General features: G+C 74.3%; 24 protein-coding genes. 20 read left to right on the forward strand and 4 right to left on the reverse strand.

All coding sequences use genetic code 11. The features are described 5' to 3' along the window. The first annotated feature begins 138 nt into the window (after window positions 1–138). Window positions 139–1,689 (forward strand): DUF222 domain-containing protein, encoded by a 1,551-nt coding sequence (locus tag ACU610_RS03155; protein ID WP_446766260.1) that lies wholly within the window; start codon window positions 139–141, stop codon window positions 1,687–1,689. A 704-nt stretch (window positions 1,690–2,393) separates the two neighbouring features. Here ACU610_RS03155 and ACU610_RS03160 read toward each other — a convergent pair. Then, window positions 2,394–2,687 carry a hypothetical protein gene (locus ACU610_RS03160; protein WP_446766261.1) on the reverse strand — a complete coding sequence of 98 codons (294 nt, stop codon included), beginning with the start codon at window positions 2,685–2,687 and terminating at the stop codon, window positions 2,394–2,396. A 149-nt stretch (window positions 2,688–2,836) separates the two neighbouring features. Between ACU610_RS03160 and ACU610_RS03165 the strand changes: the two genes are divergently transcribed. The 9 genes from ACU610_RS03165 (at window position 2,837) to ACU610_RS03205 (ending at window position 10,692) form a co-directional block, all read left to right on the forward strand. Next, complete coding sequence (locus tag ACU610_RS03165) at window positions 2,837–3,508, forward strand: prepilin peptidase (RefSeq protein ID WP_446766262.1); 672 nt, start codon at window positions 2,837–2,839, stop codon at window positions 3,506–3,508. A 212-nt stretch (window positions 3,509–3,720) separates the two neighbouring features. Further along, window positions 3,721–3,963, forward strand: a complete 243-nt coding sequence (locus ACU610_RS03170; RefSeq protein WP_446766263.1) for a Flp family type IVb pilin — start codon at window positions 3,721–3,723, stop codon at window positions 3,961–3,963. A 93-nt stretch (window positions 3,964–4,056) separates the two neighbouring features. Continuing rightward, window positions 4,057–4,452 carry a TadE/TadG family type IV pilus assembly protein gene (locus tag ACU610_RS03175; RefSeq protein ID WP_446766264.1) on the forward strand — a complete coding sequence of 132 codons (396 nt, stop codon included), beginning with the start codon at window positions 4,057–4,059 and terminating at the stop codon, window positions 4,450–4,452. A gap of 41 nt (window positions 4,453–4,493) precedes the next feature. Beyond that, window positions 4,494–5,507, forward strand: coding sequence for a pilus assembly protein TadG-related protein (locus ACU610_RS03180; RefSeq protein ID WP_446766265.1), 1,014 nt, complete (start codon window positions 4,494–4,496; stop codon window positions 5,505–5,507). 8 nt (window positions 5,508–5,515) lie between these two features. Continuing rightward, the gene (gene cpaB, locus ACU610_RS03185; RefSeq protein WP_446766266.1) at window positions 5,516–6,265 is read left to right on the forward strand and encodes a Flp pilus assembly protein CpaB; all 750 of its coding nucleotides are present in this window, start codon (window positions 5,516–5,518) and stop codon (window positions 6,263–6,265) included. After that, entirely contained in the window at window positions 6,262–7,452 is a 1,191-nt protein-coding gene (locus ACU610_RS03190) for an AAA family ATPase (protein WP_446766267.1), read from the forward strand. The genes cpaB and ACU610_RS03190 overlap by 4 nt, the downstream gene beginning before the upstream one ends. Continuing rightward, on the forward strand, window positions 7,449–8,864 hold the full coding sequence (locus ACU610_RS03195; RefSeq protein WP_446766268.1) for a CpaF family protein: 1,416 nt from the start codon (window positions 7,449–7,451) through the stop codon (window positions 8,862–8,864). The genes ACU610_RS03190 and ACU610_RS03195 overlap by 4 nt, the downstream gene beginning before the upstream one ends. Then, the gene (locus ACU610_RS03200; RefSeq protein ID WP_446766269.1) at window positions 8,864–9,796 is read left to right on the forward strand and encodes a type II secretion system F family protein; all 933 of its coding nucleotides are present in this window, start codon (window positions 8,864–8,866) and stop codon (window positions 9,794–9,796) included. The genes ACU610_RS03195 and ACU610_RS03200 overlap by 1 nt, the downstream gene beginning before the upstream one ends. Then, window positions 9,796–10,692, forward strand: coding sequence for a type II secretion system F family protein (locus ACU610_RS03205; protein ID WP_446766270.1), 897 nt, complete (start codon window positions 9,796–9,798; stop codon window positions 10,690–10,692). Before ACU610_RS03200 ends, ACU610_RS03205 begins: the two co-directional genes overlap by 1 nt. Before the next feature lie 81 nt (window positions 10,693–10,773). Here ACU610_RS03205 and ACU610_RS03210 read toward each other — a convergent pair whose 3' ends face one another. Beyond that, complete coding sequence (locus tag ACU610_RS03210) at window positions 10,774–11,136, reverse strand: hypothetical protein (protein ID WP_446766271.1); 363 nt, start codon at window positions 11,134–11,136, stop codon at window positions 10,774–10,776. Between the two features lie 140 nt (window positions 11,137–11,276). Here ACU610_RS03210 and ACU610_RS03215 point away from each other — a divergent pair, with 140 nt between their 5' ends. From ACU610_RS03215 to ACU610_RS03245, 7 genes are all read left to right on the forward strand, one after another. Next, window positions 11,277–12,410, forward strand: coding sequence for a baeRF2 domain-containing protein (locus tag ACU610_RS03215; RefSeq protein ID WP_446766272.1), 1,134 nt, complete (start codon window positions 11,277–11,279; stop codon window positions 12,408–12,410). An 11-nt stretch (window positions 12,411–12,421) separates the two neighbouring features. Beyond that, window positions 12,422–12,679 carry a DUF2795 domain-containing protein gene (locus tag ACU610_RS03220; protein ID WP_446766273.1) on the forward strand — a complete coding sequence of 86 codons (258 nt, stop codon included), beginning with the start codon at window positions 12,422–12,424 and terminating at the stop codon, window positions 12,677–12,679. Between the two features lies 1 nt (window position 12,680). Then, window positions 12,681–12,911, forward strand: coding sequence for a hypothetical protein (locus ACU610_RS03225; RefSeq protein ID WP_446766274.1), 231 nt, complete (start codon window positions 12,681–12,683; stop codon window positions 12,909–12,911). A gap of 26 nt (window positions 12,912–12,937) precedes the next feature. Then, window positions 12,938–13,300, forward strand: coding sequence for an acyl-CoA thioesterase (locus ACU610_RS03230; protein ID WP_446770689.1), 363 nt, complete (start codon window positions 12,938–12,940; stop codon window positions 13,298–13,300). Between the two features lies 1 nt (window position 13,301). Then, complete coding sequence (locus ACU610_RS03235; protein WP_446766275.1) at window positions 13,302–14,201, forward strand: alpha/beta fold hydrolase; 900 nt, start codon at window positions 13,302–13,304, stop codon at window positions 14,199–14,201. 199 nt (window positions 14,202–14,400) lie between these two features. Beyond that, entirely contained in the window at window positions 14,401–14,646 is a 246-nt protein-coding gene (locus ACU610_RS03240) for a hypothetical protein (RefSeq protein WP_446766276.1), read from the forward strand. A 29-nt stretch (window positions 14,647–14,675) separates the two neighbouring features. Continuing rightward, window positions 14,676–15,101, forward strand: a complete 426-nt coding sequence (locus ACU610_RS03245; protein ID WP_446766277.1) for a ChaB family protein — start codon at window positions 14,676–14,678, stop codon at window positions 15,099–15,101. A gap of 76 nt (window positions 15,102–15,177) precedes the next feature. Here the strand turns inward: ACU610_RS03245 and ACU610_RS03250 are convergent, their stop codons facing one another. Both ACU610_RS03250 and ACU610_RS03255 read right to left on the reverse strand, forming a co-directional pair. Next, complete coding sequence (locus ACU610_RS03250; RefSeq protein ID WP_446766278.1) at window positions 15,178–15,414, reverse strand: hypothetical protein; 237 nt, start codon at window positions 15,412–15,414, stop codon at window positions 15,178–15,180. Window positions 15,415–15,802: 388 nt separating this feature from the next. Further along, window positions 15,803–16,225 (reverse strand): hypothetical protein, encoded by a 423-nt coding sequence (locus ACU610_RS03255; protein WP_446766279.1) that lies wholly within the window; start codon window positions 16,223–16,225, stop codon window positions 15,803–15,805. Window positions 16,226–16,711: 486 nt separating this feature from the next. Here ACU610_RS03255 and ACU610_RS03260 point away from each other — a divergent pair, with 486 nt between their 5' ends. From ACU610_RS03260 to ACU610_RS03270, 3 genes are read left to right on the forward strand one after another with little or no spacing between them, the layout of a single operon-like run. Further along, on the forward strand, window positions 16,712–16,834 hold the full coding sequence (locus ACU610_RS03260) for a hypothetical protein (RefSeq protein ID WP_446766280.1): 123 nt from the start codon (window positions 16,712–16,714) through the stop codon (window positions 16,832–16,834). A gap of 43 nt (window positions 16,835–16,877) precedes the next feature. Beyond that, a complete protein-coding gene (locus ACU610_RS03265) occupies window positions 16,878–17,537 on the forward strand; it encodes a lasso peptide biosynthesis protein (RefSeq protein WP_446766281.1) in 660 nt (219 codons plus the stop codon). After that, window positions 17,534–19,288 (forward strand): asparagine synthase-related protein, encoded by a 1,755-nt coding sequence (locus ACU610_RS03270; RefSeq protein ID WP_446766282.1) that lies wholly within the window; start codon window positions 17,534–17,536, stop codon window positions 19,286–19,288. Before ACU610_RS03265 ends, ACU610_RS03270 begins: the two co-directional genes overlap by 4 nt. Window positions 19,289–19,659: the final 371 nt, after the last annotated feature.

Raw genomic sequence — 19,659 nt, forward strand, 5'->3', positions numbered from 1 at the left:
CCCGGACCGCGACGCTCGCTGTCAGCACCCCTCGGCTGGCCGGCCTTCGTGCGCTGCGGCGGGGGCAGCGGATCGGATCGGTTGCTGACCTGCAGTCTCCCTTGCCCATGGATCTGACTCGAACATATGATCGAACACATGGACGGCGGAGTGCAGCCCGGGACGGTCGGTGTCGACGCGTCGGGCGTGTCCGGCAACGTGGCGGTGGATGAGCCGTCGGTGGGCTGGGCGAGCGGTCCGTTGGGTGCGGTGCAGGCCGCGGCGCGGGAGATGAGCCGGCAGGCGGCGGTGCGGGCCCGGGCGGTGGCGGACTTCGCGGTCTCCCGCCCTGCCAGTGCCGATCGGGCGCCGGGGGAGCGCGGGGCGATGTCGGCCGAGCGGTGGGCGGCGCGGGCCGAGGTGCTGCGCCCGGTGAGCGAGTGGGCCGCCCAGGAGCTGGCCATCGCGCTGAACGTCACGGTGCAGGCGGCGGAGGCGGAGCTGGCGCGGTCGCTGGCGCTGGTCACCCGGCTGCCTCGGGTGCTGGACGCGCTCGCGGCCGGGCTGCTGCACCCGGGACACCTGTGGTGCCTGCTCGAGCACGTCGCCCCGATCACCGACGACACCCTCCGCGCGAAGGTCGAGGCCGACCTGCTGGCCTGGCTGGCCGCCCGCCAGCGGGTGACCACCCCGGCCGCGCTGGGAGCGCGGGTACGCCGGGTGGTCACCCGGCTGAACGCCCGCGACGCGGCGCGGGACCTGGCCCGGGCGCTCAAGCGGCGGGGCATCTCGCTGCGGGAGGACCGCACGCTGGGGATGTCGGTGGTCACGGTGGTGTGCAGCACGCCGGAGGCGCAGGCGTTCTACCGCGCGCTGGGTGCCTGCGTCGACGCCCTGGACCCCGACCCCGGCGACGCGCGCACGCGGGGGCAGAAGCTGGTGGACTGCCTGCTGGACCTCGTGCTGCGCCCCGGCGAGACCGACCTGCCGCCGGTGCAGGCGCTGCTGACCATCGTGGCCTCGGTGCACACCGTCCTGGGTGGTGACCAGGCGGGGGAGGTCGACGGCAGGCCGGTGCCCGCGGAGATGGTCCGCCAGCTGGCCCGCGCCCTCGCCGGCCTCGACCCGACCCCCACCCCGAGCGCCTGCGACGGCACCGCGGCCGCGGGCCAGAGGACGTGCCTGGCGGATGAGCACTTCGAGCCGGCCGACGCGGCCGCGATGTCAGCCACTTCGCTCCCTGCCGGTGGCGCTGTCGAGCCGGTCGACGTCGAGGGCGGCCCGATCGAGCGGGCCGCCGCGGAGCTCAGCGCCGCCGACTTCGACCGCTGGCTGGACGAGCTGGTGAGCGCCGGCTTCGGCGACGCTGCCGCCTCCGGTGCTCCGGGCGGGGAGCCCGGCGTCCCACCCGGCCCCGCCGAGTGGGACGCCGGGCCCTGGCAGGACCCCTGCGAGTGGCTCGACAACCTCGGGCGCGACCTGCCCGAACCCGATGCGGAGGTCCCCCCGCTCACCCCGCACCGCCACCCCTGGTTCGGGCTGGTGGGCGGCTGCCGACCGCGCGGTCGACCAGGCCGGTGCGGCGGTGCACGCCGCCCGCCTGGCCCTGGGTGCGGCCGGGCGGATGGTGCGCACCGGGCAGCGCGCCGACGCCGCCGACGAGGCCGCCTGGCGGGCCGGTGCGGCCGGGCGGGTGACCGCGGCCGGTGACGCGCTGGCCGCGGCCGCCGACGGCCAGCGTGAGGAGCTGGCCGCGCTGCTGTCGGCCACGGGCGTGGGTGGGCTGGCCGATCGGCCGCGGATCGCGGTCACCGACGCGACCAGCGGCGCGCTGCCGGCGCTGACCGACCTGCCGGGGCTGCGCCGGGCCGGCGGCTGCGGGCGGCAGGCCTGCCGGCGGCGGCCGGAGGCCTGCGGGCACGACCTGACCGGCCGCCCCGGCCTGGGCCCGCCCGGCCCCAGCTCGGGTACCGGCCCGAGGCGGCGCTGGACCGTTTCGCCCGGCCCGGGATCGGCGCTGCCGCTTTCCCGGCTGCCGCCGCCGCGTCGCCCGCCGCAGGCTAGCTCGACCACGTCCGCGCCTGGCCCGACGGCGAGACCGCCGCGGCCAACCTGGCCGGCTTCTGCACCGCCGACCACCGCGGCAAGCACCAGGCGCCGGTCCGGGTTACGCCATGGCCGCCGACGGCACCCTCACCGTCACGACACCCAGCGGCCTGACCGCGGTCACCGAACCACCGCCCTACTGACCGTTCGCCGGCCGCTCCGTCGGGAGCCGGACGTGGTGAGCCGACCGGATCCGGGTGCGGTCAGGACGAGGCCCGGGACACCGGTCAGCCTGCCGGCGCGACCCGCGGGTCCGCCCCGAGGGACGGGCTGTCGCACGGGACGCCCGGCTCGGGTGTGCGTTCCGGTCAGAGCGCCAGGAACCAGCCCAGCGCGCCGGCCACGACGCCGACCACCAGCAGGACAGCAGCGGCAGCACGGTCGAACCGGTTGTCCAGCAGGGTGTCCAGCAGGCTGGTGAGCTCACCGAGCCGGACGGGAGCCTCCCGCTCGCGTTCCGCGGTGCCACCGTCGCGCCAGCGACGCAGGGCGGAGCCGGCCCGACGGGCCTCTGCGACCAGCAGCGCGAGGGCGGTCACCTGAGCGAGCAGCGCCACGGAGAAGCAGACGACGGCCAGGGCGACCTGCGCGGTCTCGCTCATGCCGCCGAGGGTGCCGGAAACCACCGGTCCGGTGGGACGGCGGCCCCGTGCAGCCGATCAGACCGACGAGCACTCGGCGGCGGCTCGCGGCATCCCCCGGACCGGTGGCGGTCCCGCACCGACGACCGCCGCCGTGCCATCGTCGCCCCGTGCTCCCCGTCCTCGCCGTCGTCGCCCTGCTCCTCGGGGCGGGCGCGGGCCTGCTGGTCAACCGCGCTGCCGGGCGCTTCCCCTGGCCGCCGGGTGCCGGTGCCCGGGAGTTGCTGGGACCCGGCCCGGTCGCCGTCCGCCCGCCGCTGGTCGAGGTCGCGACCGCGCTGCTGACGGCGCTCACCGTGCTGCGCACCGGGCTGTCCTGGGAGCTGCCGGCATTCCTGCTGCTCGCCGTCGTGGGCGTGCTCCTCACCGTGGTGGACCTGCAGCACCGGCTGCTGCCCAACCGTGTGGTGCTGCCGGCGCTGGCCGCGGGCACGGGGCTGCTGCTCCTCCCGGCCCTCGTCGACGGCGCCTGGGACGCCCTGCTGCGCGCGGTCCTGGGCGCCGCGGCCCTGTTCGCGGTGTACCTCGCGCTCGCGCTCGTCTCGCCCGGCGGCCTGGGCATGGGCGACGTGAAGCTGGCCGCGCTCCTCGGCCTGTACCTGGGCTGGCTCGGCTGGGCGGCGGTCGTGCTCGGGGCGCTCGCCGGCTTCGTCGTCCAGGCCGTGGTCGCGCTGGGCCTGGTGGCGACCCGACGGATCCGGCTGCGCGACGAGCTGCCGTTCGGTCCGGCCATGCTCGCCGGCGCCGCCCTCGTCATCGGCGGCACCGCCCTGCTGCCCTGACCCCGGCGATCTCCGCGGTGAGCGCCGCGCGAGGACGGTCACGTGGGGTGATCCCGACGGAGAACTGCTCACCCGGGCAGGTGGACGCTGTCGGCCGACCGGGTGGACCGGGCTCAAGCCGGGCGTCCGGCCGTTCGACACCCCCCTGGCAAGTGCCGCGACGTCGGGTCGCCCGACCCGGACCGGACGGCACCGTCCCCCAGGGAGTCCCCGTGCTCAACCTCGTCACCAACCCGCTGGCCACGCTGATCACGCTGTACTCGTTCGCCGAGGAGCGCCTCAAGCGCGAGGAGAAGGGTGCGACCGCCGTCGAGTACGGCCTGATGGTCGGCCTGATCGCGGTCGGCATCATCACCGCGGTCATCCTGCTGCGCACCCAGCTGTCCGCCCTGTTCACCAGCATCGCCGGCTCGCTCGGCACCGCCGCCGGCGGCGGAGCTCCGGCTGCCGGCTGACCCTCCACATCCCACGGCGCAGCGGTCCCGTCCCCCCGGGGCCGCTGCGCCGCGCCGCACCCGGCGACGACAGCGGGAGGAGGTGGGGGAGGAGTGCGCACCCGACTGCGCGACGAGCACGGCGCCGGTGCCGTGGAGTTCGCGCTCATCGTGCCGCTGCTGCTCGTCCTGGTGCTCGGCATCGCCGAGTTCGGGCACGCGTTCCAGGTGCAGGGCACCCTGTCCGCCGCCGCCCGCGAGGGTGCCCGGGTCATGGCCCTGCAGAACGACCCGGCCGCGGCTCGCACGGCCGTCCGGGACGCCGCCCCCACGCTCGACCCGGCGATCAGGAACGCGCAGATCACCGTGACGCCGGCTGCCTGTCCGGCGACGACCACGACCCCGTCGACCGTGCGCGTGACCGTCGACTACCCGATGCCGTTCCTCACCGGCTTCTTCGGCGCGAGCATCGACCTGACCGGGACGGGGGTCATGCGGTGCAACGGCTGAGAAGGGACCCCCCTGCCCCCCGCCACTCGCGGGAGGACCCCGTGCTCCCCACCCCTCGCCCCGCTCAGGGCGGTGCCCGGGACGGGGCCGGGATGCAGGGCGGCCGCCCCGCCCTCCGCCGCCGGCTCGCCGGCGAGCGCGGTGCCTCGGCCGTGCTCCTGGCACTGCTCATGGTGCCGGTCCTCGGGTTCACCGCGATCGCCGTCGACATCGGTGCTCTCTACGCCGAGAAGGCCCGGCTGCAGGTCGCCGCCGACGCCGCGGCGCTGGCCGTCGCCGCCGACTGCGCCCGGGGTGCCTGCGGCGACGTGCAGGCGACCGCCCAGGGCATGGTCGACGCCAACCTCGGCGACGCCACCGCAGCCCCGCCGGTCCTGGCGTCGAACCCGAACCGCGTCACCGTCTCCGGGAGGACCCCGAAGGAGCACTGGTTCGCCCCGGTGATCGGGCACGACGCGACCACCGTCTCGGCCACCGCCACGGTGGCGTGGGGCGGCCCCAGCCGCGGCACCGCCGTCCTGCCGCTGACCTTCTCCTGGTGCGAGTTCGTCCAACAGACCGGTGGCGGGCTGCCCTCGGGCACGACCGAGCGCACGATCCACCTCACCAAGTCCTCGAGCACGATCAAGGACTGCACCGGGCCGTCGGACAACTTCGTGCCCGGCGGGTTCGGGTACCTGGTCAGCGACCCGGGCGACTGCCGCGCCAGCAGCGCCCGCGACGAGCGCTCGTACTCCTCGACCGGCAACACGCCGCCGGCCGAGTGCTCGGCCCAGGACTTCTCCTCCTGGGTGGGGCAGACGGTGCTGCTGCCGATCTTCGACCAGTTCGGCGGCACGGGCAGCGGTGCCTGGTACCGGGTCTACGGCTACGCCGCCTTCCGGCTCACCGGCTACCACCTGGGCGGCCAGTTCAGCTCACCGTCGCGACCGTGCGGCGGCAACGAGCGCTGCGTCACCGGCTACTTCACCCGCTTCGTCGAGCTCGGCGAGGCCTTCGACCACGACTCCAACGCCCCGCAGATGGGCGCTTGGGTCCTCCGACTCGTCCGATAGGGGCCCTCGTGAGACGCCGCCTGCTCGCCGCCCTCGCGGCGCTGCTCCTCGCCGCCACCGGCGCCGTGGTCCTCCTGGCCTACGTGCGAGGTGCCGACGCCCGCGCCCTCGCCGGGGTGCAGACCGTGGACGTCCTGGTGGTGGACCAGCCCGTCCCCGAGGGGACGCCGGCCCAGGAGCTGACCGAGCTGGTCCGCACCGAGCGGCTGCCGGCCAAGGCCGCCGTCGAGGGCCGGGTCACCGACCTCGACCAGCTCGCCGGGCAGGTCGCCACCGCCGACCTGCAGCCGGGCGAGCAGCTGCTGGCCGCCCGCTTCGCCGCGCCGGAGGACCTCTCCGTGCCCGGCACCGTGGCCCCGCCCGAGGGGACGTCGGAGGTGAGCCTCCTGCTCGAGCCGCAGCGCGCGGTCGGCGGCCGGCTCTCGGCCGGTGACAGCGTCGGCGTCCACGTCTCGCTCGGCCTGCCGGACGGGACCGGGGTGACGCACTCGGTGCTGCACCGCGTCCTGGTCACCCAGGTCCAGGGCGCACCGGCGCCGGCCTCCGAGGGGGAGGGCACCGACACCGCCTCCTCCGGCAGCGCCGCGCCCTCGGCCAGCCTGCTGGTCACCCTGGGGCTGCGGCCCGAGGCGGCCGAGGCCGTCGTCTTCGGCATGGAGCACGGCACCGTCTGGCTCTCCCTCGAGCCGGAGGGGGTCGACACCACCGGCACCGAGGTCCTCTCCCCGGGCAACGTCTACGACAAGGACTACTCATGAGCCGCGTGGTTCTCGGCGCAGCCGACGACGAGCTCGTCCTGCGCGTCAAGGAGGCGACCGACGGCGACGTGCACGTGCTGCCCGCCGGCCGGCTGCCCGCCGACCCGGCGCGGTTGTTCGAGCAGCTGGTCGACGGCGAGCTGCCCGAGGTCCTGCTGATCGGCCCGCTGGCGCCTCCCCAGGAGGTGTTCGGCCTGGCCGCCCGGCTCGACGTGCAGTGCCCGGGCATCAGCGTCGTCCTGCTCGCCGACCCGGGGCCGCAGACGTGGCAGGAGGCGATGCGGGCCGGCGTCCGCGACCTGCTGTCGCCCACCGCGGACGCCGCTGAGCTGCGGGCCGCCCTCGAGCGCGCCGGCTCCGCCGCGGCCGGACGACGACGGGTGCTGCGCCCGGTCGAGGAGACCGCCCGCTACACCGGGCGGGTCATCACCGTGGCCTCCCCCAAGGGCGGGGTGGGCAAGACGACGGTGGCATCCAACCTGGCGATCGGACTGACCGCGACCGCGCCGCAGTCGACGGTGCTCGTCGACCTCGACGTCCAGTTCGGCGACGTCGCCTCGGCGCTGGGCCTCGTGCCCGAGTACTCCCTGCCCGACGTCGCCCACGGCCCGGCGGCCGAGGACACGATGGTGCTCAAGACCTTCCTCACCCAGCACCCCAGCGGCCTGTACGCCGTGTGCGGCGCGGAGTCCCCGGCCGCCGGCGACGCCGTGACCGCCGCCGACGTCAGCCGGCTGCTCACCTCGCTGGCCCGCGAGTTCCGCTACGTCGTCGTCGACACCGCGCCGGGCCTCTCGGAGCAGACCCTCGCCGCCCTCGACCGGGCCACCGACGTCGTGATGCTCAGCAGCATGGACGTCCCCGGCGTCCGCGGGCTGCGCAAGGAGCTCGACGTCCTGCGCGAGCTGTGCATGATCCCCGCGGGCCGGCACGTGGTCATGAACCTCGCCGACCCCAAGGGCGGGCTGTCGGTGCGCGACGTCGAACTCGCGATCGGCACCGGGGTGGACGTCGTCGTCCCGCGCTCGGCCGCGGTGCCGGTGTCGACCAACCAGGGTGTGCCGATCGTCGCCGGCGGCCGCAAGGACCCGGCGGCCAAGGAGCTGCGCCGGCTGGTCGCCCGCTTCGCGGCCACCCCGATCGTCAAGCCGAGCCGGTACCGGGCCAAGCACCGGGCGGCGTCGTGAACCTCGCCAGCCGGCTGGCCGCGGCCCAGGGGCACGCCGCACCCGAGGCGCCGGCCGCGTCGCCCGTCCTGCCGCCGCCCCGGCCCGTGACCCCGGCCGCGGGGGTGGCGGTCGCCCCGCCCACCGACGCGCTCACCCGGCTCAAGGACCGCGTGGCCAAGGCGTTGTTCGAGCGCATGGGCAACCGGATGAACGACCCGTCGCTGTCGGAGGAGCAGCTGCGCGCCGTCGTCCTCGGGGAGCTCGACGAGGTGGTCGAGGAGGAGCGGGTCCCGCTGTCGGCCGAGGAGCGGGCGCGGCTGACCGCCGAGCTGGCCGACGACGTGCTCGGCTACGGCCCCCTGCAGCGGCTGCTCGACGATCCCAGCGTCACCGAGATCATGTGCAACGGCCCGGACGCGGTCTACGTCGAGCAGGACGGCCGGCTGGCCCGCACGGCCGCGCGGTTCACCTCCGAGGAGCACCTGCGCCGGGTGATCGACCGGATCGTGTCCCGGGTGGGACGGCGGGTCGACGAGTCCTCGCCGCTGGTCGACGCGCGGCTGGCCGACGGCTCCCGGGTCAACGCGATCATCCCGCCCCTGGCCTTCAGCGGGTCGACCCTGACCATCCGCAAGTTCGCCAAGGACCCGTTCACCGTCGACGACCTGATCGGCTTCGGCACCCTGTCGCCCGAGATGGCCGAGCTGCTGCACGCCTGCGTCGAGGCCCGGCTCAACGTGATCGTCTCCGGCGGTACCGGCACCGGGAAGACGACGCTGCTCAACGTGCTGTCCTCGTTCATCCCCGAGGGCGAGCGGATCGTCACCATCGAGGACGCCGTCGAGCTGCAGCTGCAGCAGGAGCACGTCGTCCGGCTGGAGTCCCGGCCGCCCAACATCGAGGGCAAGGGCGCGATCACCATCCGCGACCTGGTGCGCAACTCGCTGCGGATGCGCCCCGACCGGATCGTGGTGGGGGAGTGCCGCGGCGGGGAGTCGCTGGACATGCTGCAGGCCATGAACACCGGCCACGACGGGTCGCTGTCGACGGTGCACGCCAACTCCCCGCGCGACGCGATCGCCCGGCTGGAGACCCTCGTGCTGATGGCCGGCATGGACCTGCCGCTGCGGGCGATCCGCGAGCAGATCGCGTCGGCCGTCGACGTCGTCGTCCAGCTGACCCGGCTGCGCGACGGCACCCGGCGGGTCACCCACGTGACCGAGGTGCAGGGCATGGAGGGGGAGACGGTCACCCTGCAGGACGCCTTCCTCTTCGACTACTCCGCGGGCGTCGATGCCGCCGGCCGCTTCCTCGGCAAGCCGGTGCCCACCGGGGTGCGGCCGCGGTTCACCGACCGCTTCGACGAGCTCGGCATCCGGGTCTCGCCCCGGGTGTTCGGCACGCCTCCGCCGCGGCGGGGGTGGGCCTGATGCTGCTCGTCGCGGGCCTGCTCGCGGTCACGGGTGCGCTGCTGCTCCTCGTCGTCGCCGTCCTCCCGGCCGGGCCGCGGCGGGTGCCGCTGTCCCGGCTGGACCCCGCCGTCGCCCCGCCGACGTCCGCGCTGGCCGGTGCGTCGGCCGCCGCCGGTGCCGCGGTGGAGCGGGTGCTCGCCCGGCGCGGACTGGTGGCCCGCGGCACGGCCGCGCTGGAGCGGGCGGGGGTCGCGACCGCGCTGCCGGACGTCGTCCTGCTGGTGGGACTGGGCACCGTCGTCCTCGGCGCGCTGGGCTTCCTGCTCGGCGGGGTGCTGCTCGCGCCACTGTTCGCGGCCCTGGTCCCGTTGGCCACGAAGGTGGTCCTCGGGCTCCGGCGCGGACGGCGGCAGGCGGCGTTCGCCGACCAGCTCGACGACTCGCTGCAGCTGATGGCCTCCAGCCTGCGCGCCGGCCACAGCCTGCTGCGCGCGGTCGACACGGTGTCGCAGGAGGCCGCGGCCCCGACCTCCGAGGAGTTCGCCCGCATCGTCAACGAGACCCGGGTGGGCCGCGACCTCGGCGACGCCCTCGACGAGGTGGCCGAGCGGATGGCCAGCGACGACTTCCGCTGGGTCGCCCAGGCGATCGGCATCCACCGCGAGGTCGGCGGCAACCTGGCCGAGGTGCTCGACACCGTCGGCCGGACCATCCGGGAGCGCAACGCCATCCGCCGTCAGGTCAAGGCGCTGTCGGCCGAGGGCAAGCTGTCGGCCGTCGTGCTGATGGCCCTGCCCTTCGGCATCGTCGCGTTCCTCATGGTGAGCAACCCGGCCTACCTGGCCCCCTTCACCACCACCCTGGTCGGCTGGTGCATGACGGCGGCGGTCGTCGTGCTGCTGGTCGTCGGCGGGCTGTGGCTGAAGAAGACCGTGGCGATCCGGTTCTGATGCTCCCCGTCCCCGTTCCCGTGCTCGCGGCCGCGCTGGCCGTGGCCCTCGCCGTCCCCCTGTTGGGCTGGGCGCTGCTGGCCCGCCCGCAGGACGCCGCCGCCCGCACCCGCGCCAACCTCACCCGCGGCCTGGACCTGCCGGGCGCGGCCGCCGCCCGCCCACGGGCCCGGCTGCTGCCGCGCCTGGCCGGCGCGCTGACCCCGGCCGGCACGGTGGCCCGGCTCAACCGGCTGGCCGGCGCGGCCGGCCGCCCGGCGGAGTGGCCGGTGCCCCGGCTGGTAGCGGCCAAGCTGGTGCTCGCCCTGGTCGCCGCGGCGCTCGGGCTGCTGGTGGTGACGGCCAGCCCGGGTCCGCTGACCGTGCTGATGGCCGTCGTCGTGACCGGGGTGGCCTACGTCGTCCCGGAGCTGCTGCTCTACAGCCGCGGGCAGGAACGGCAGCAGGCGATCGCGCTGGAACTGGCCGACACCCTCGACCAGATGACCATCGCGGTGGAGGCCGGGCTCGGCTTCGAGGCGGCGATGGCGCGGGCCGGGCGCAACGGCCGCGGCCCGCTCGCCGAGGAACTGGTGCGCACGCTGCAGGACATCGCCGTCGGCCAGCCCCGCCGCGAGGCCTACCTGGCGCTGGCCGAGCGGACGGCGGTGCCCGACCTGCGCCGCTTCATCCGCGCGGTCGTGCAGGCCGACGCGTACGGCGTCTCCATCGCCGACGTGCTGCGCACCCAGGCGGCGGAGATGCGGCTCAAGCGGCGGCAGCGGGCCGAGGAGAAGGCGATGCAGATCCCGGTGAAGGTCATCTTCCCGCTGATCCTCTGCATCCTGCCGACGCTGTTCATCGTGCTGCTCGGCCCCGCCGCGCTGGACATCGCCGCGGCCTTCGGCGGGGACTGACCGCGGCGAGATCTGCACAGTGGCGGCCTCGGGGCACCCGATGGGCGCCACTGTGCAGATCTCGCGAGGGCGGGAAGCGGCTCAGCTGCCCTTCTTGTGCGAGCCGCTGGAGCGCGGCTGAGCCGGGTTGGTCGGGTCGCCCTGGGACGGCGGGTTCATCGCCGGGCCGCTGGTGGCCTCGGAGACCTTGGAGCCGGCGCTCGCGTGCACCGGGTCGTCGACGGCCGCGGCGGCGGGGTCGCCACCGGAGGGCTGCGCGCCCTCGTGCAGCGCGGCCAGCCGGTTCTCCATGATCGTCACCACCTGCAGCCGGTCGGCGTGCGCGCGCTCGTACTCCAGCAGCGTCTGCAGGCCCGCGGCGTCCAGGGTGCGGATCCGCGACGCGAGCCCCTCGACGGGGAGGTGGTCGTAGTCGGGCAGCGGCAGTTGATCGTGCTCGGTCATGGCCGACCGCCTACCCCCGCCCTCCGGATCCGACACGGGTGTGAGGCCACGGCCGGTGGGTAGGCGGCGGAGGCGGGAGTGCCCGACCGCGGGCCCCGCTGTTCGTCATGCCGCAGCGATCGAGGAGTGGTTCCCACCCCATGGACGTGTCCTTCCTGGAGCCGGTCTTCAGCGCCTCCGGGCCCTACGCCACCGTGTGTGCCGACGTCACGCACACCACCGAGAACGCCGACACCGAGGTGGAGCTGCGGGTCCGCGCCATCGCCGAGAAGCTCACCGAGCAGGGCGCGCCGGAGACGGTCGTCGAGGCGGTCCGCAGCCGCCTGCTCGAGGCCAACGAGGGCGGGGACATCGCCACGTTGAGGGGCCGGGCCCTGGTCGTCGCCGCGGACGGCAGCGTCGTCCTCGACCAGCCGCTGGTGGACTCGCCCCGGCAGGAGGTCGCCGAGTGGTCGCCCACCCCGAACCTGCTCCCCGTCCTGCGGCAGCTGCCCGGACGGGTGCCGCACATCGTCGTCGTCACCGACCGGGTCGGCGCCGACATCTCGGTGGCCACCCTCGTCGGCCGGCCCGAGATCGAGGACGAGGTCGAGGGCGACAGCTTCCAGATCCGCAAGTTCCAGGGCGGCGGCTGGGCCCACCACCGGTACCAGCACAACGCCGAGAACAAGTGGATCCACAACGCCGACAACGTCGCCGAGCGCATCGCCTCGCTGGCGCGCCGGCTGCACCCGGAGTTCGTGCTCCTCGCCGGCGACATGCGGGCCCGGCAGATCCTCACCGACCGGGCCAGTGACCTGTGGTCGGAGCTGATCGTCTCCATGGACGAGGGCGGCCGCGCCGCCGGCGCCGACCGCGAGCCGGTCGACCAGCGAGCCGCCGAGCTGGTCGCGGAGCACGAGGCCCGCGAGGAGGCCGACGCGGTGGAGAAGCTCGCCTCGGCCGGCGCGCACGGCCTGGCCGTCACGGGCAAGGCCGCGGTGGTCGAGGCGCTCCGCAAGGGCCAGGTCGAGACCCTGGTCCTCGCCGACCAGCAGGACCCCGACGACACGCTGATCGTCGGCAACTCGCCGCTCGAGCTGGGCGTCGACCAGCACGACATGGACGCGCTCGGCACCCACGGCACCGTCGTCCCGGCCGAGGGGGCGCTGCTCGCCGCCTCGGTGGCGAGCGCGGCCGGCGTCGTCGTCGTCCCCCGGGCGGCGATGCCCGGCGACATCCCGGTCGCCGCGATCCTGCGCTACACCGACGACTCCACCCCCCAGGCCCAGTGAGGAAGCTCGAGATGACCGACCCGCACCAGCCCGCCACCTCTCCCGGCACCTCCACCGGCGACGTCGAGCGCCGCGCCGCGATCGCCGAGGCACTCGGCAAGGAGGTGTGGCCGGCCGACAAGGACGCCCTCGTGGCCAAGGCCCAGGAGGCCAACGCCCCGGACCGGGTGCTGTCCGACCTGCGCCGGCTGCCGTCCGGCCAGCAGTTCGACAACGTGCAGGACGTCGCCCGCGCCCTGGGCATCGGCACCGAGCAGCAGCGGTTCTGAGATGACCACCAACAAGGAGCCCAGCCCCGAGGCGCTGGCCAACGTCACCGAGCACAACGTCTCCACGCGGGCGGAGCTGCTGCCCGAGGAGGAGGAGCTCTCCGGCAGCGGCATGGAGGAGGTCGCCGCCGAGGTGATCCTGGCCGAGTCCGAGGAGCGGACGGTCCACCCCGACCCGGACGACGCCCAGGGCGCCCACCGCCAGTCCGCAGAGACCGCGGACCTGCCCTGAGCGCCCCGCACGAGCACGCCGTCCAGCTGCGCTGGTCGGACCCGGACTCCCTCGGCCACGTCAACCACGCCCGCGCGCTGAGCCTGATCGAGGACGCGCGGCTGGCCATGGCCGGGAGAGCACCGGGGGACCAGGGGCTGATCCTCGCGCGACTCGAGGTCGACTACCTGCGCCAGCTGTACTACCGGACCGGTGAGCGGCTGTGCGTGCGCAGCTGGGTCACCCGGCTGGGCACGAAGTCGCTCACCGTCCGGCAGGAGCTGGTCCAGGACGACGCCGTCGCCATCCGCGCCTCCGTGGTGATGGTGGCGTTCGACTTCGCCACCGACACGAGCCGGGCGATGACCGACGACGAGCGCGCGCACTGGTCCCGGTTCACCGAGCCCTGAGGTGGGCTTCTTCGACGGCTTCCCCGAGACCACGGCGGACGGGGCGGACGGCGTCCGGTTGCGGGTGCGGGCCGGCGGCGAGGGCCCGCCCGTCGTCCTGCTGCACGGCCACCCGCGGACGCACACCACCTGGCACCGGGTCGCCCCGCTGCTGGCCGCGGCGGGACACACCGTCGTCTGCCCGGACCTGCGCGGCTACGGGCAGTCGTCCACGCCGCCGACGACCGAGGATCACGCGCCCTACTCCAAGCGCGCCATGGCCCGCGACGTGGTCGCGCTCATGCGGGGCCTCGGGCACGAGCGGTTCGCCGTCGTCGGGCACGACCGCGGCAGCTACGTCGCGCTGCGCACGGCCCTCGACCACCCCCACGCCGTCAGCCATCTCGCCGTCCTCGACTGCATCCCGATCGTGGAGCACCTCGACCGCGCCGACGCCCGCTTCGCCACGGCTTGGTGGCACTGGTTCTTCTTCGCCCAGCCCGACAAGCCCGAGCGGGCCATCGGCGCCGACCCCGATGCCTGGTACGGCGCGCTGGCCCCCGGGAAGGCCGCGCAGATGGGGCGGGAGAACCACGCGGACTTCCGCCGGGCGATCGCCGACCCCGCCACGGTGCACGCCATGCTCGAGGACTACCGCGCCGGCCTGACCGTGGACCGCGCCGCCGAGGAGGCCGACCGGGCCGCCGGACGGCGGGTCACCTGCCCCACGCTGGTGCTCTGGTCCGCCCGCGACGACCTCGAGGACCTGCACGGCGACCCGCTGCGGATCTGGGCGGACTGGGCCGGCGACCTGCGCGGCGGTGGCCGCATCGACAGCGGCCACCACATGGCCGAGGAGGCTCCCGAGGAGCTGGTCACGGCGCTGGTCCCGTTCCTGGCCTGCGGCGCGACAGGGCGGTGACGGGGGGCACGGGGCGTAGCGAGCGCCTGGTGCTCTGGGGCACGACGATCGTCATCCGCGCGTCCGCGGACACCACCGGCGGTGCGTCCACCCTCTTCCAGGAGGGGACACGGCTGCTGGACACCTCGCGCCACGTGCACCGGGAGACCGACGAGCTCTACTGCGTCGCTACTGCGTCGTCGAGGGCGAGCACGTCGTCGTGTGCGGGGACCTGGGGTTCACGGTGGGCCCGGGCGGGACGCTGTTCCTCCCGCACGGCGAGCCGCACGCGCACCGGCGCGTGGTCCCGCGCACCGGCCGGCTGCTGTGCACGACCTCCCCGGCCGGCTTCGAGGGCTTCTCCCGCATCCTGGCCGAGGCCAGCCGCGCCGACGCGTCGCCCGGCGAGGCCTACGAGCGGGCCTCCCGGGAGCACGGCGTCACCTGGCTGGGGGACGGCGACTGACGCCCACGGGCGGCGGGTAACGGCCCGGCATGCCGAAGACGACGAAGAGCGGGGACGCCAAACAGGACGAGATCCCCAGCACCCTGCAGCGCTCGGACGAGAAGGCACAGCGCACCTTCGCCAAGGCGCACGACTCGGCGATGGACTCCTACGACGACGAGCAGCGCGCCAACCAGGTCGCCTGGGCCGCGGTCAAGCACACGCACGAGAAGGTCGGCGACCACTGGGAGCCGAAGGACCACAAGGGTCCCAGCGACGCGCAGGCCGAGGGCGGCCGGGACACCAACCGCGAGACCAAGGGCGGTGTCGACGCCAACGCCACCAAGGAGCACCTGATGGACGTCGCCAAGCGGCTGGACGTCTCAGGCCGGTCGAAGATGAGCAAGGACGAGCTGGTCGACGCCATCAGGAAGGCGAACGACAAGGAGACCGCCGAGGCGCGCAGGAAGCGCTGAGGGGGAGCGCACGAGACGAGGGTGGGGATCGGATCACGGACGCGGCGCGGCGTCCGGGGGCGCCGCGCCGGACGGACTATTCCTCGCACTCCTCACGTGTGTCGTCGCCCTCGTGGTAGTCGTGGTAGCGGTGACGGTCGTACCACCAGTCGTAGTCGTCCCGATCCCGGTCGCCGTCGCCATCCCAGTCGTAGTCCCAACCGCAGTCGTATGGAGCGACCTCGGCCTGGGCCATGCCGGGAGTGACGAGACCGGCGGCCAGGGCTGCGCCGAACGTCGTGGCCAGGAGGACGTGGCGAGCGGTCTTTTCCATGATCCCCCCTTGTGGTGGGTTCCTGGCGACACCTCGTGGTGCCGAGGGGACCGTAATGGGGCCCGCGCAGTCTCAGTACTGGCCAAAGACCCTGCTCAGCGGGCGGATTTGACCGATCCCGGTTCGGCTACCGAATGGCCGGATGCCATTACAGGGACACGTCGCACCCGTCAGGAACCAGTGACTCAAAGATCCTCGGAATTCCCGACCGACCGGGCTCGCGGACGTCATCACCGGGACGCGAACCCTTCCGCTCCCCCGATGGGTCCGGTCGAGTGACTCCAATCGAGTGTCATCGTCCGTCCAGCCCAGTGCGACCACCGGGAGCCGAAGGACCACAAGGGTCCCAGCGACGCAAGCCGAGGTGCGGGAGGAGAGCTGGATCGGCCTACTTGATCGGTCGACCCGAGTCGTCCCGTGCTCGCGGGGTCGCGTCCTGCACCAGGCCGACGGTGCCCAGGAGCGCGACCACCGCCGCGGCCGTCCACAGGTACGGGGCCACGTCACCGTCACTGCGCCATGCGGAGACGACGAGGGCTGCTGCCGCGGCCAGGAGCGCCAGACCCAGCACGACCCCGACGGCGTCCCGTCGCTTCCTGTCCTCCTCCTCGACGATGCGCGCGACCTCCGCGTCCAGGTGCGCCAGCATGCGCTTGTACGCAGCGCTGTCCGGTGGGAGCTTCGCGAGCAGGTCTGCGTCGCTGACCAACCGACCGCGGCGACCCTTGACCGCGCCCCGGAGGAGCTTGGCCACGGCGCCCACCACCGGGATGGCCGCGAGCACGACCTTGGACCAGTCGTCCGCGTCCACTACGAGTGCTCGACGCACGGGCTCCGGCCGCTGTGGCCGCCATCGGCGCATCGCGCCATGGGTGAGGTGCCCACGAACGGACTCTAGCGACCTCGCCGGACGCCCATGCCAGGAGAAGGCGCCTGATGGACGTCGTAGGCTGGACGCCGTCGCTGCACCCTGCGCGACCCGGAACTCATCGACGCCATTCAGGTGATCCACGCCAAGGTGATTCGTCCGGCGCGCCAGGAGAGTCACCGCGTTGTAAGAGCGTCCGCGATGGCGGACGGAATGCGGCGTCGTGGGCGGCCCTGCGGCGTTCCGTAGGGGTCGCACTGGTCGGGCGACGACGCACAGTGACGGGAGTCACGCCAGGCGCGTACCCTCATCCATGGGTTGGCCGACGATCCAGTTCCTCAGGAGGCACCCATGTCCGTCACCAATGCGCGTCAAGACGGCGGCTTCAACGAGTCAGGCGTTCACGAAGAGGCCACGACTCGTGACGCTGTGGAGCAGCGGGAGTACTCCCGGCCGCGGGCATTCGCCGTCGGCCCCGCCACCAAGCTCGTCCGCGGGGGCTTCGCCGGCAAGTACAGCGACGGCTTCACCGGCTACTACACCGAGGCCTGAGAGAGCCTGCGCGGCCATCCGCCTCCACCCCGACGTCCTGCTGGTGGGGGCTCCGGACGGCGGCGGCAGGCTGCTCGACCTCGCAGGTTCGTTCCACGTGCTCGACCAGATCGCGACGGAGCTGCTCTGGGACGTGGCGCGCCGAGGCCGGTCCGAGGCCGTGCGCGCCACGGCGCGGCTCTACCGGGTGCCCGAGGAACGGGTCGAGGCCGATCTCGGCGAGCTGCTGAGGGAGCTGCCTCCGGGCATCGGCACCGTGGAGGCGGCTCGACGCGGCAGGTGGGTGGATCCGCTCGCCGTCGCAGCGCTGTCCCTCCTGCGCCGAGTCAGGCATCCCCGCTTGAGAGCCTGGGTCCTGCTGGCGGCTGCCCGAGTCTGCTTCGCCACGGTGGGGTGGTCCCGGACGCTCGGTTGGTGGACGTCGTTGCCCACCCGGGGCCGTCCGGGTGGCTCGTCCTGGGCCGAGATCGACGTTCGGGTGCGCCGCTCCGCCACGGGCAGCGTCCTCGGGCACACGTGCAAGGAACGGGCCGTGGTCTGCCTGGCCGAGGCGCGGGCAGCGGGGCTGGGGGCTGCCGTGGTGCTCGGGCTCAGCTTCTACCCGTTGGCGACGCACAGCTGGTGCGTCCTCGACGACGGCGTCGTCCTCGGCGACCTCCCCGACGTGTGCGCCGCGTTCGACACCGTGGCCCTCTACCGGTGAGTGGTGGTCTGCTCGTCGCGACGGTCGACGCGGCCGGCGCCGTCCTCGCGGCGACGGGCAGGCTCGTCTCCACGTTCTCCGGTGGTGGACTCACCGTGGTGCTGCTCGGTGAGCTGCACTACCGCGCGGACCTGCACGTGGGGGCGGGCCGGCCCGACGACGCCGAGCGGGTCGCTCGCGTCTACCGCCGTGGGGGGCAGGCGGGGCTCGCGGCTCTGGAGGGCGACTTCGCCTTCCTGCTGTACGACCGGCCCGCCGGTCGGCTCGTCGCGGCGCGTGATCCCATGGGAGGTCATCGCCTCTACCACGAGCGTCTCGGCGCACAGGTGGTCGTGGCGACCGACCTCACCACGCTGCACCGCAGGCGGGGCCACCGGCCGGCCCTGGACCTCGGCCATCTCGCCGACTACCTGGCGGGGCGGTCCCCGGTGAACGAGCCGGCCGGGACGAGCACACCGTTCCGGGGCGTCGAGCGGGTCCCGGCGGGCGCGTCCCTGCAGATCGAGGTCCCGGCCTTGACGGCGACTGTTCGTCCCCTGTTCCCTCCGTTGGAGGCGTCGATCGAGCGAGGCGTTGCACTGCCCGACCTCGCAGCCGAGTACCGCGAGGTGCTCGCCGCGGCGGTCGGCGAACGCGCGGTCGGTCGCGTCGCATGTCACGTCTCCGGCGGCCTGGACTCGTCTGCCGTGCTGCGCTGCGCGGCAGACGTCGCCGCCCAGGGCCGGTGCACGCTGGTGGCCGGGGTCTCCGTCGTCTACAGGGACCTGCGCCTGCTCGCGCGCGAGACGCCGTACGTCCAGCACGCGCTCGGCATCGCACCCGGCATGCCCTCCGTGCGACTCGACGGGGACGACCTGCTGGACTTCGACGCCTTCGCCGACCCCCCGCAGCACGACGAGCCCCACCCCGGCCTGTGGCGCATGAGCATGGACCGGGCGCTGACCCTGGCGGCGTCCGACGCGGGGGCCGAGCGGGTCCTCACCGGCATCGGCGCCGACGAGGTGCTCGACATCCACCCCTTCCACCTCGCCGACGACCTGCGGAGATGGCGGCTGGCCAGGGCGTGGCGGGAGGCGCGTCGCTGGGCGGCAGCGGACAACACCAACCCCTGGACCGTGCTCCGTCCCTTCGGGCTCGACCCCCTGCTCACTCACCGGCGCCGTCGCGAACCCGACGTCCCCCCGTATGTCAGGCCGGAGTTCGCCCGGCACACGGCTCTGGCCGAACGCCTCTCGGAACGAGCTGCCGCCGAATCCGCCCCGCATCCCATGGCCGCGGTCGAGTTCGCCCTGGCCGGCATCCGCAGCCGGATCGGCGACCCGGTCCGGTGGGCGGTCGCACACCCCGTCGGCCTCGTCGTCGCGCACCCGTTCCTCGACCTGCGGGTCCTGCGGACGGGGCTGAAGGCCATAGCGAACACGAGGCCGGACCCGGAGCCGAGCAAGCCGCTGCTGCGCGCCGCGATGCGCGGCGCTCTGCCCGAGCCCATCCTGACGCGACGGCGCAAAGGACACTTCAACGAGGTCTACTACCGCGGGCTGCTGCGCAACCGGGACCGGCTGGTCGAGCTGGTCCGCGGTCCCGCAGTCGCCGGTCTGGGCATCCTGGACGTCGAGGCCGTGGCCGCCACCCTAGATCGAGGTGCTCTGGGGGGGCTCGGCGTCGCGGACATGCACCAGCTCAACCTCGCCCTCTCCCTGGCGCGGTGGCTGCTCCAGGAGGCGCAACGGGTCCCTTCAGCCGTCTCCTGACGGGTCAGGAGACGTTCGGTCAGGCCGCAAGCCGGTGGTCAGCACGTGAACGACCGCGGTGGACGACGCCCGATCACCGACGTACCGGGTACCGCCTCCCTGCGCCGGCTCAGCTGCGCGACGGTGTTCCACAGGCCGCCGGGCACCAGCTCGCTCCCCTGTCGTTCTCCCACGGCCGACAGCACTCTACTGGTCAGCCCTCATCACCTGAGACGTGTTCCGAGTGCGCGATCCCCGTCGGGTCCACGGATAACTCGGCGGGTCCACGGAAAAGTGGACACCGTGGGCTTTCGCCTGCTGGACCATGGCGATGGCTCTCCGTACTGAGGGGGTTGTGCACGGTCAAGGAACGCCGCTCCGGGAAGACCCTG

The sequence above is a fragment of the Geodermatophilus sp. URMC 61 genome (genome assembly GCF_052931555.1).

Coding starts and splice junctions, on each gene's coding strand:
- ACU610_RS03205 (WP_446766270.1), top strand. CDS start 9,796: ATGCTCCCCGTCCCCGTTCCCGTGCTCGCGGCCGCGCTGGCCGTGGCC.
- ACU610_RS03250 (WP_446766278.1), bottom strand. CDS start 15,414: ATGGAAAAGACCGCTCGCCACGTCCTCCTGGCCACGACGTTCGGCGCA.
- ACU610_RS03225 (WP_446766274.1), top strand. CDS start 12,681: ATGACCACCAACAAGGAGCCCAGCCCCGAGGCGCTGGCCAACGTCACC.
- ACU610_RS03245 (WP_446766277.1), top strand. CDS start 14,676: ATGCCGAAGACGACGAAGAGCGGGGACGCCAAACAGGACGAGATCCCC.
- ACU610_RS03160 (WP_446766261.1), bottom strand. CDS start 2,687: ATGAGCGAGACCGCGCAGGTCGCCCTGGCCGTCGTCTGCTTCTCCGTG.
- ACU610_RS03155 (WP_446766260.1), top strand. CDS start 139: ATGGACGGCGGAGTGCAGCCCGGGACGGTCGGTGTCGACGCGTCGGGC.
- ACU610_RS03190 (WP_446766267.1), top strand. CDS start 6,262: ATGAGCCGCGTGGTTCTCGGCGCAGCCGACGACGAGCTCGTCCTGCGC.
- ACU610_RS03200 (WP_446766269.1), top strand. CDS start 8,864: ATGCTGCTCGTCGCGGGCCTGCTCGCGGTCACGGGTGCGCTGCTGCTC.
- ACU610_RS03215 (WP_446766272.1), top strand. CDS start 11,277: ATGGACGTGTCCTTCCTGGAGCCGGTCTTCAGCGCCTCCGGGCCCTAC.
- ACU610_RS03220 (WP_446766273.1), top strand. CDS start 12,422: ATGACCGACCCGCACCAGCCCGCCACCTCTCCCGGCACCTCCACCGGC.
- ACU610_RS03210 (WP_446766271.1), bottom strand. CDS start 11,136: ATGACCGAGCACGATCAACTGCCGCTGCCCGACTACGACCACCTCCCC.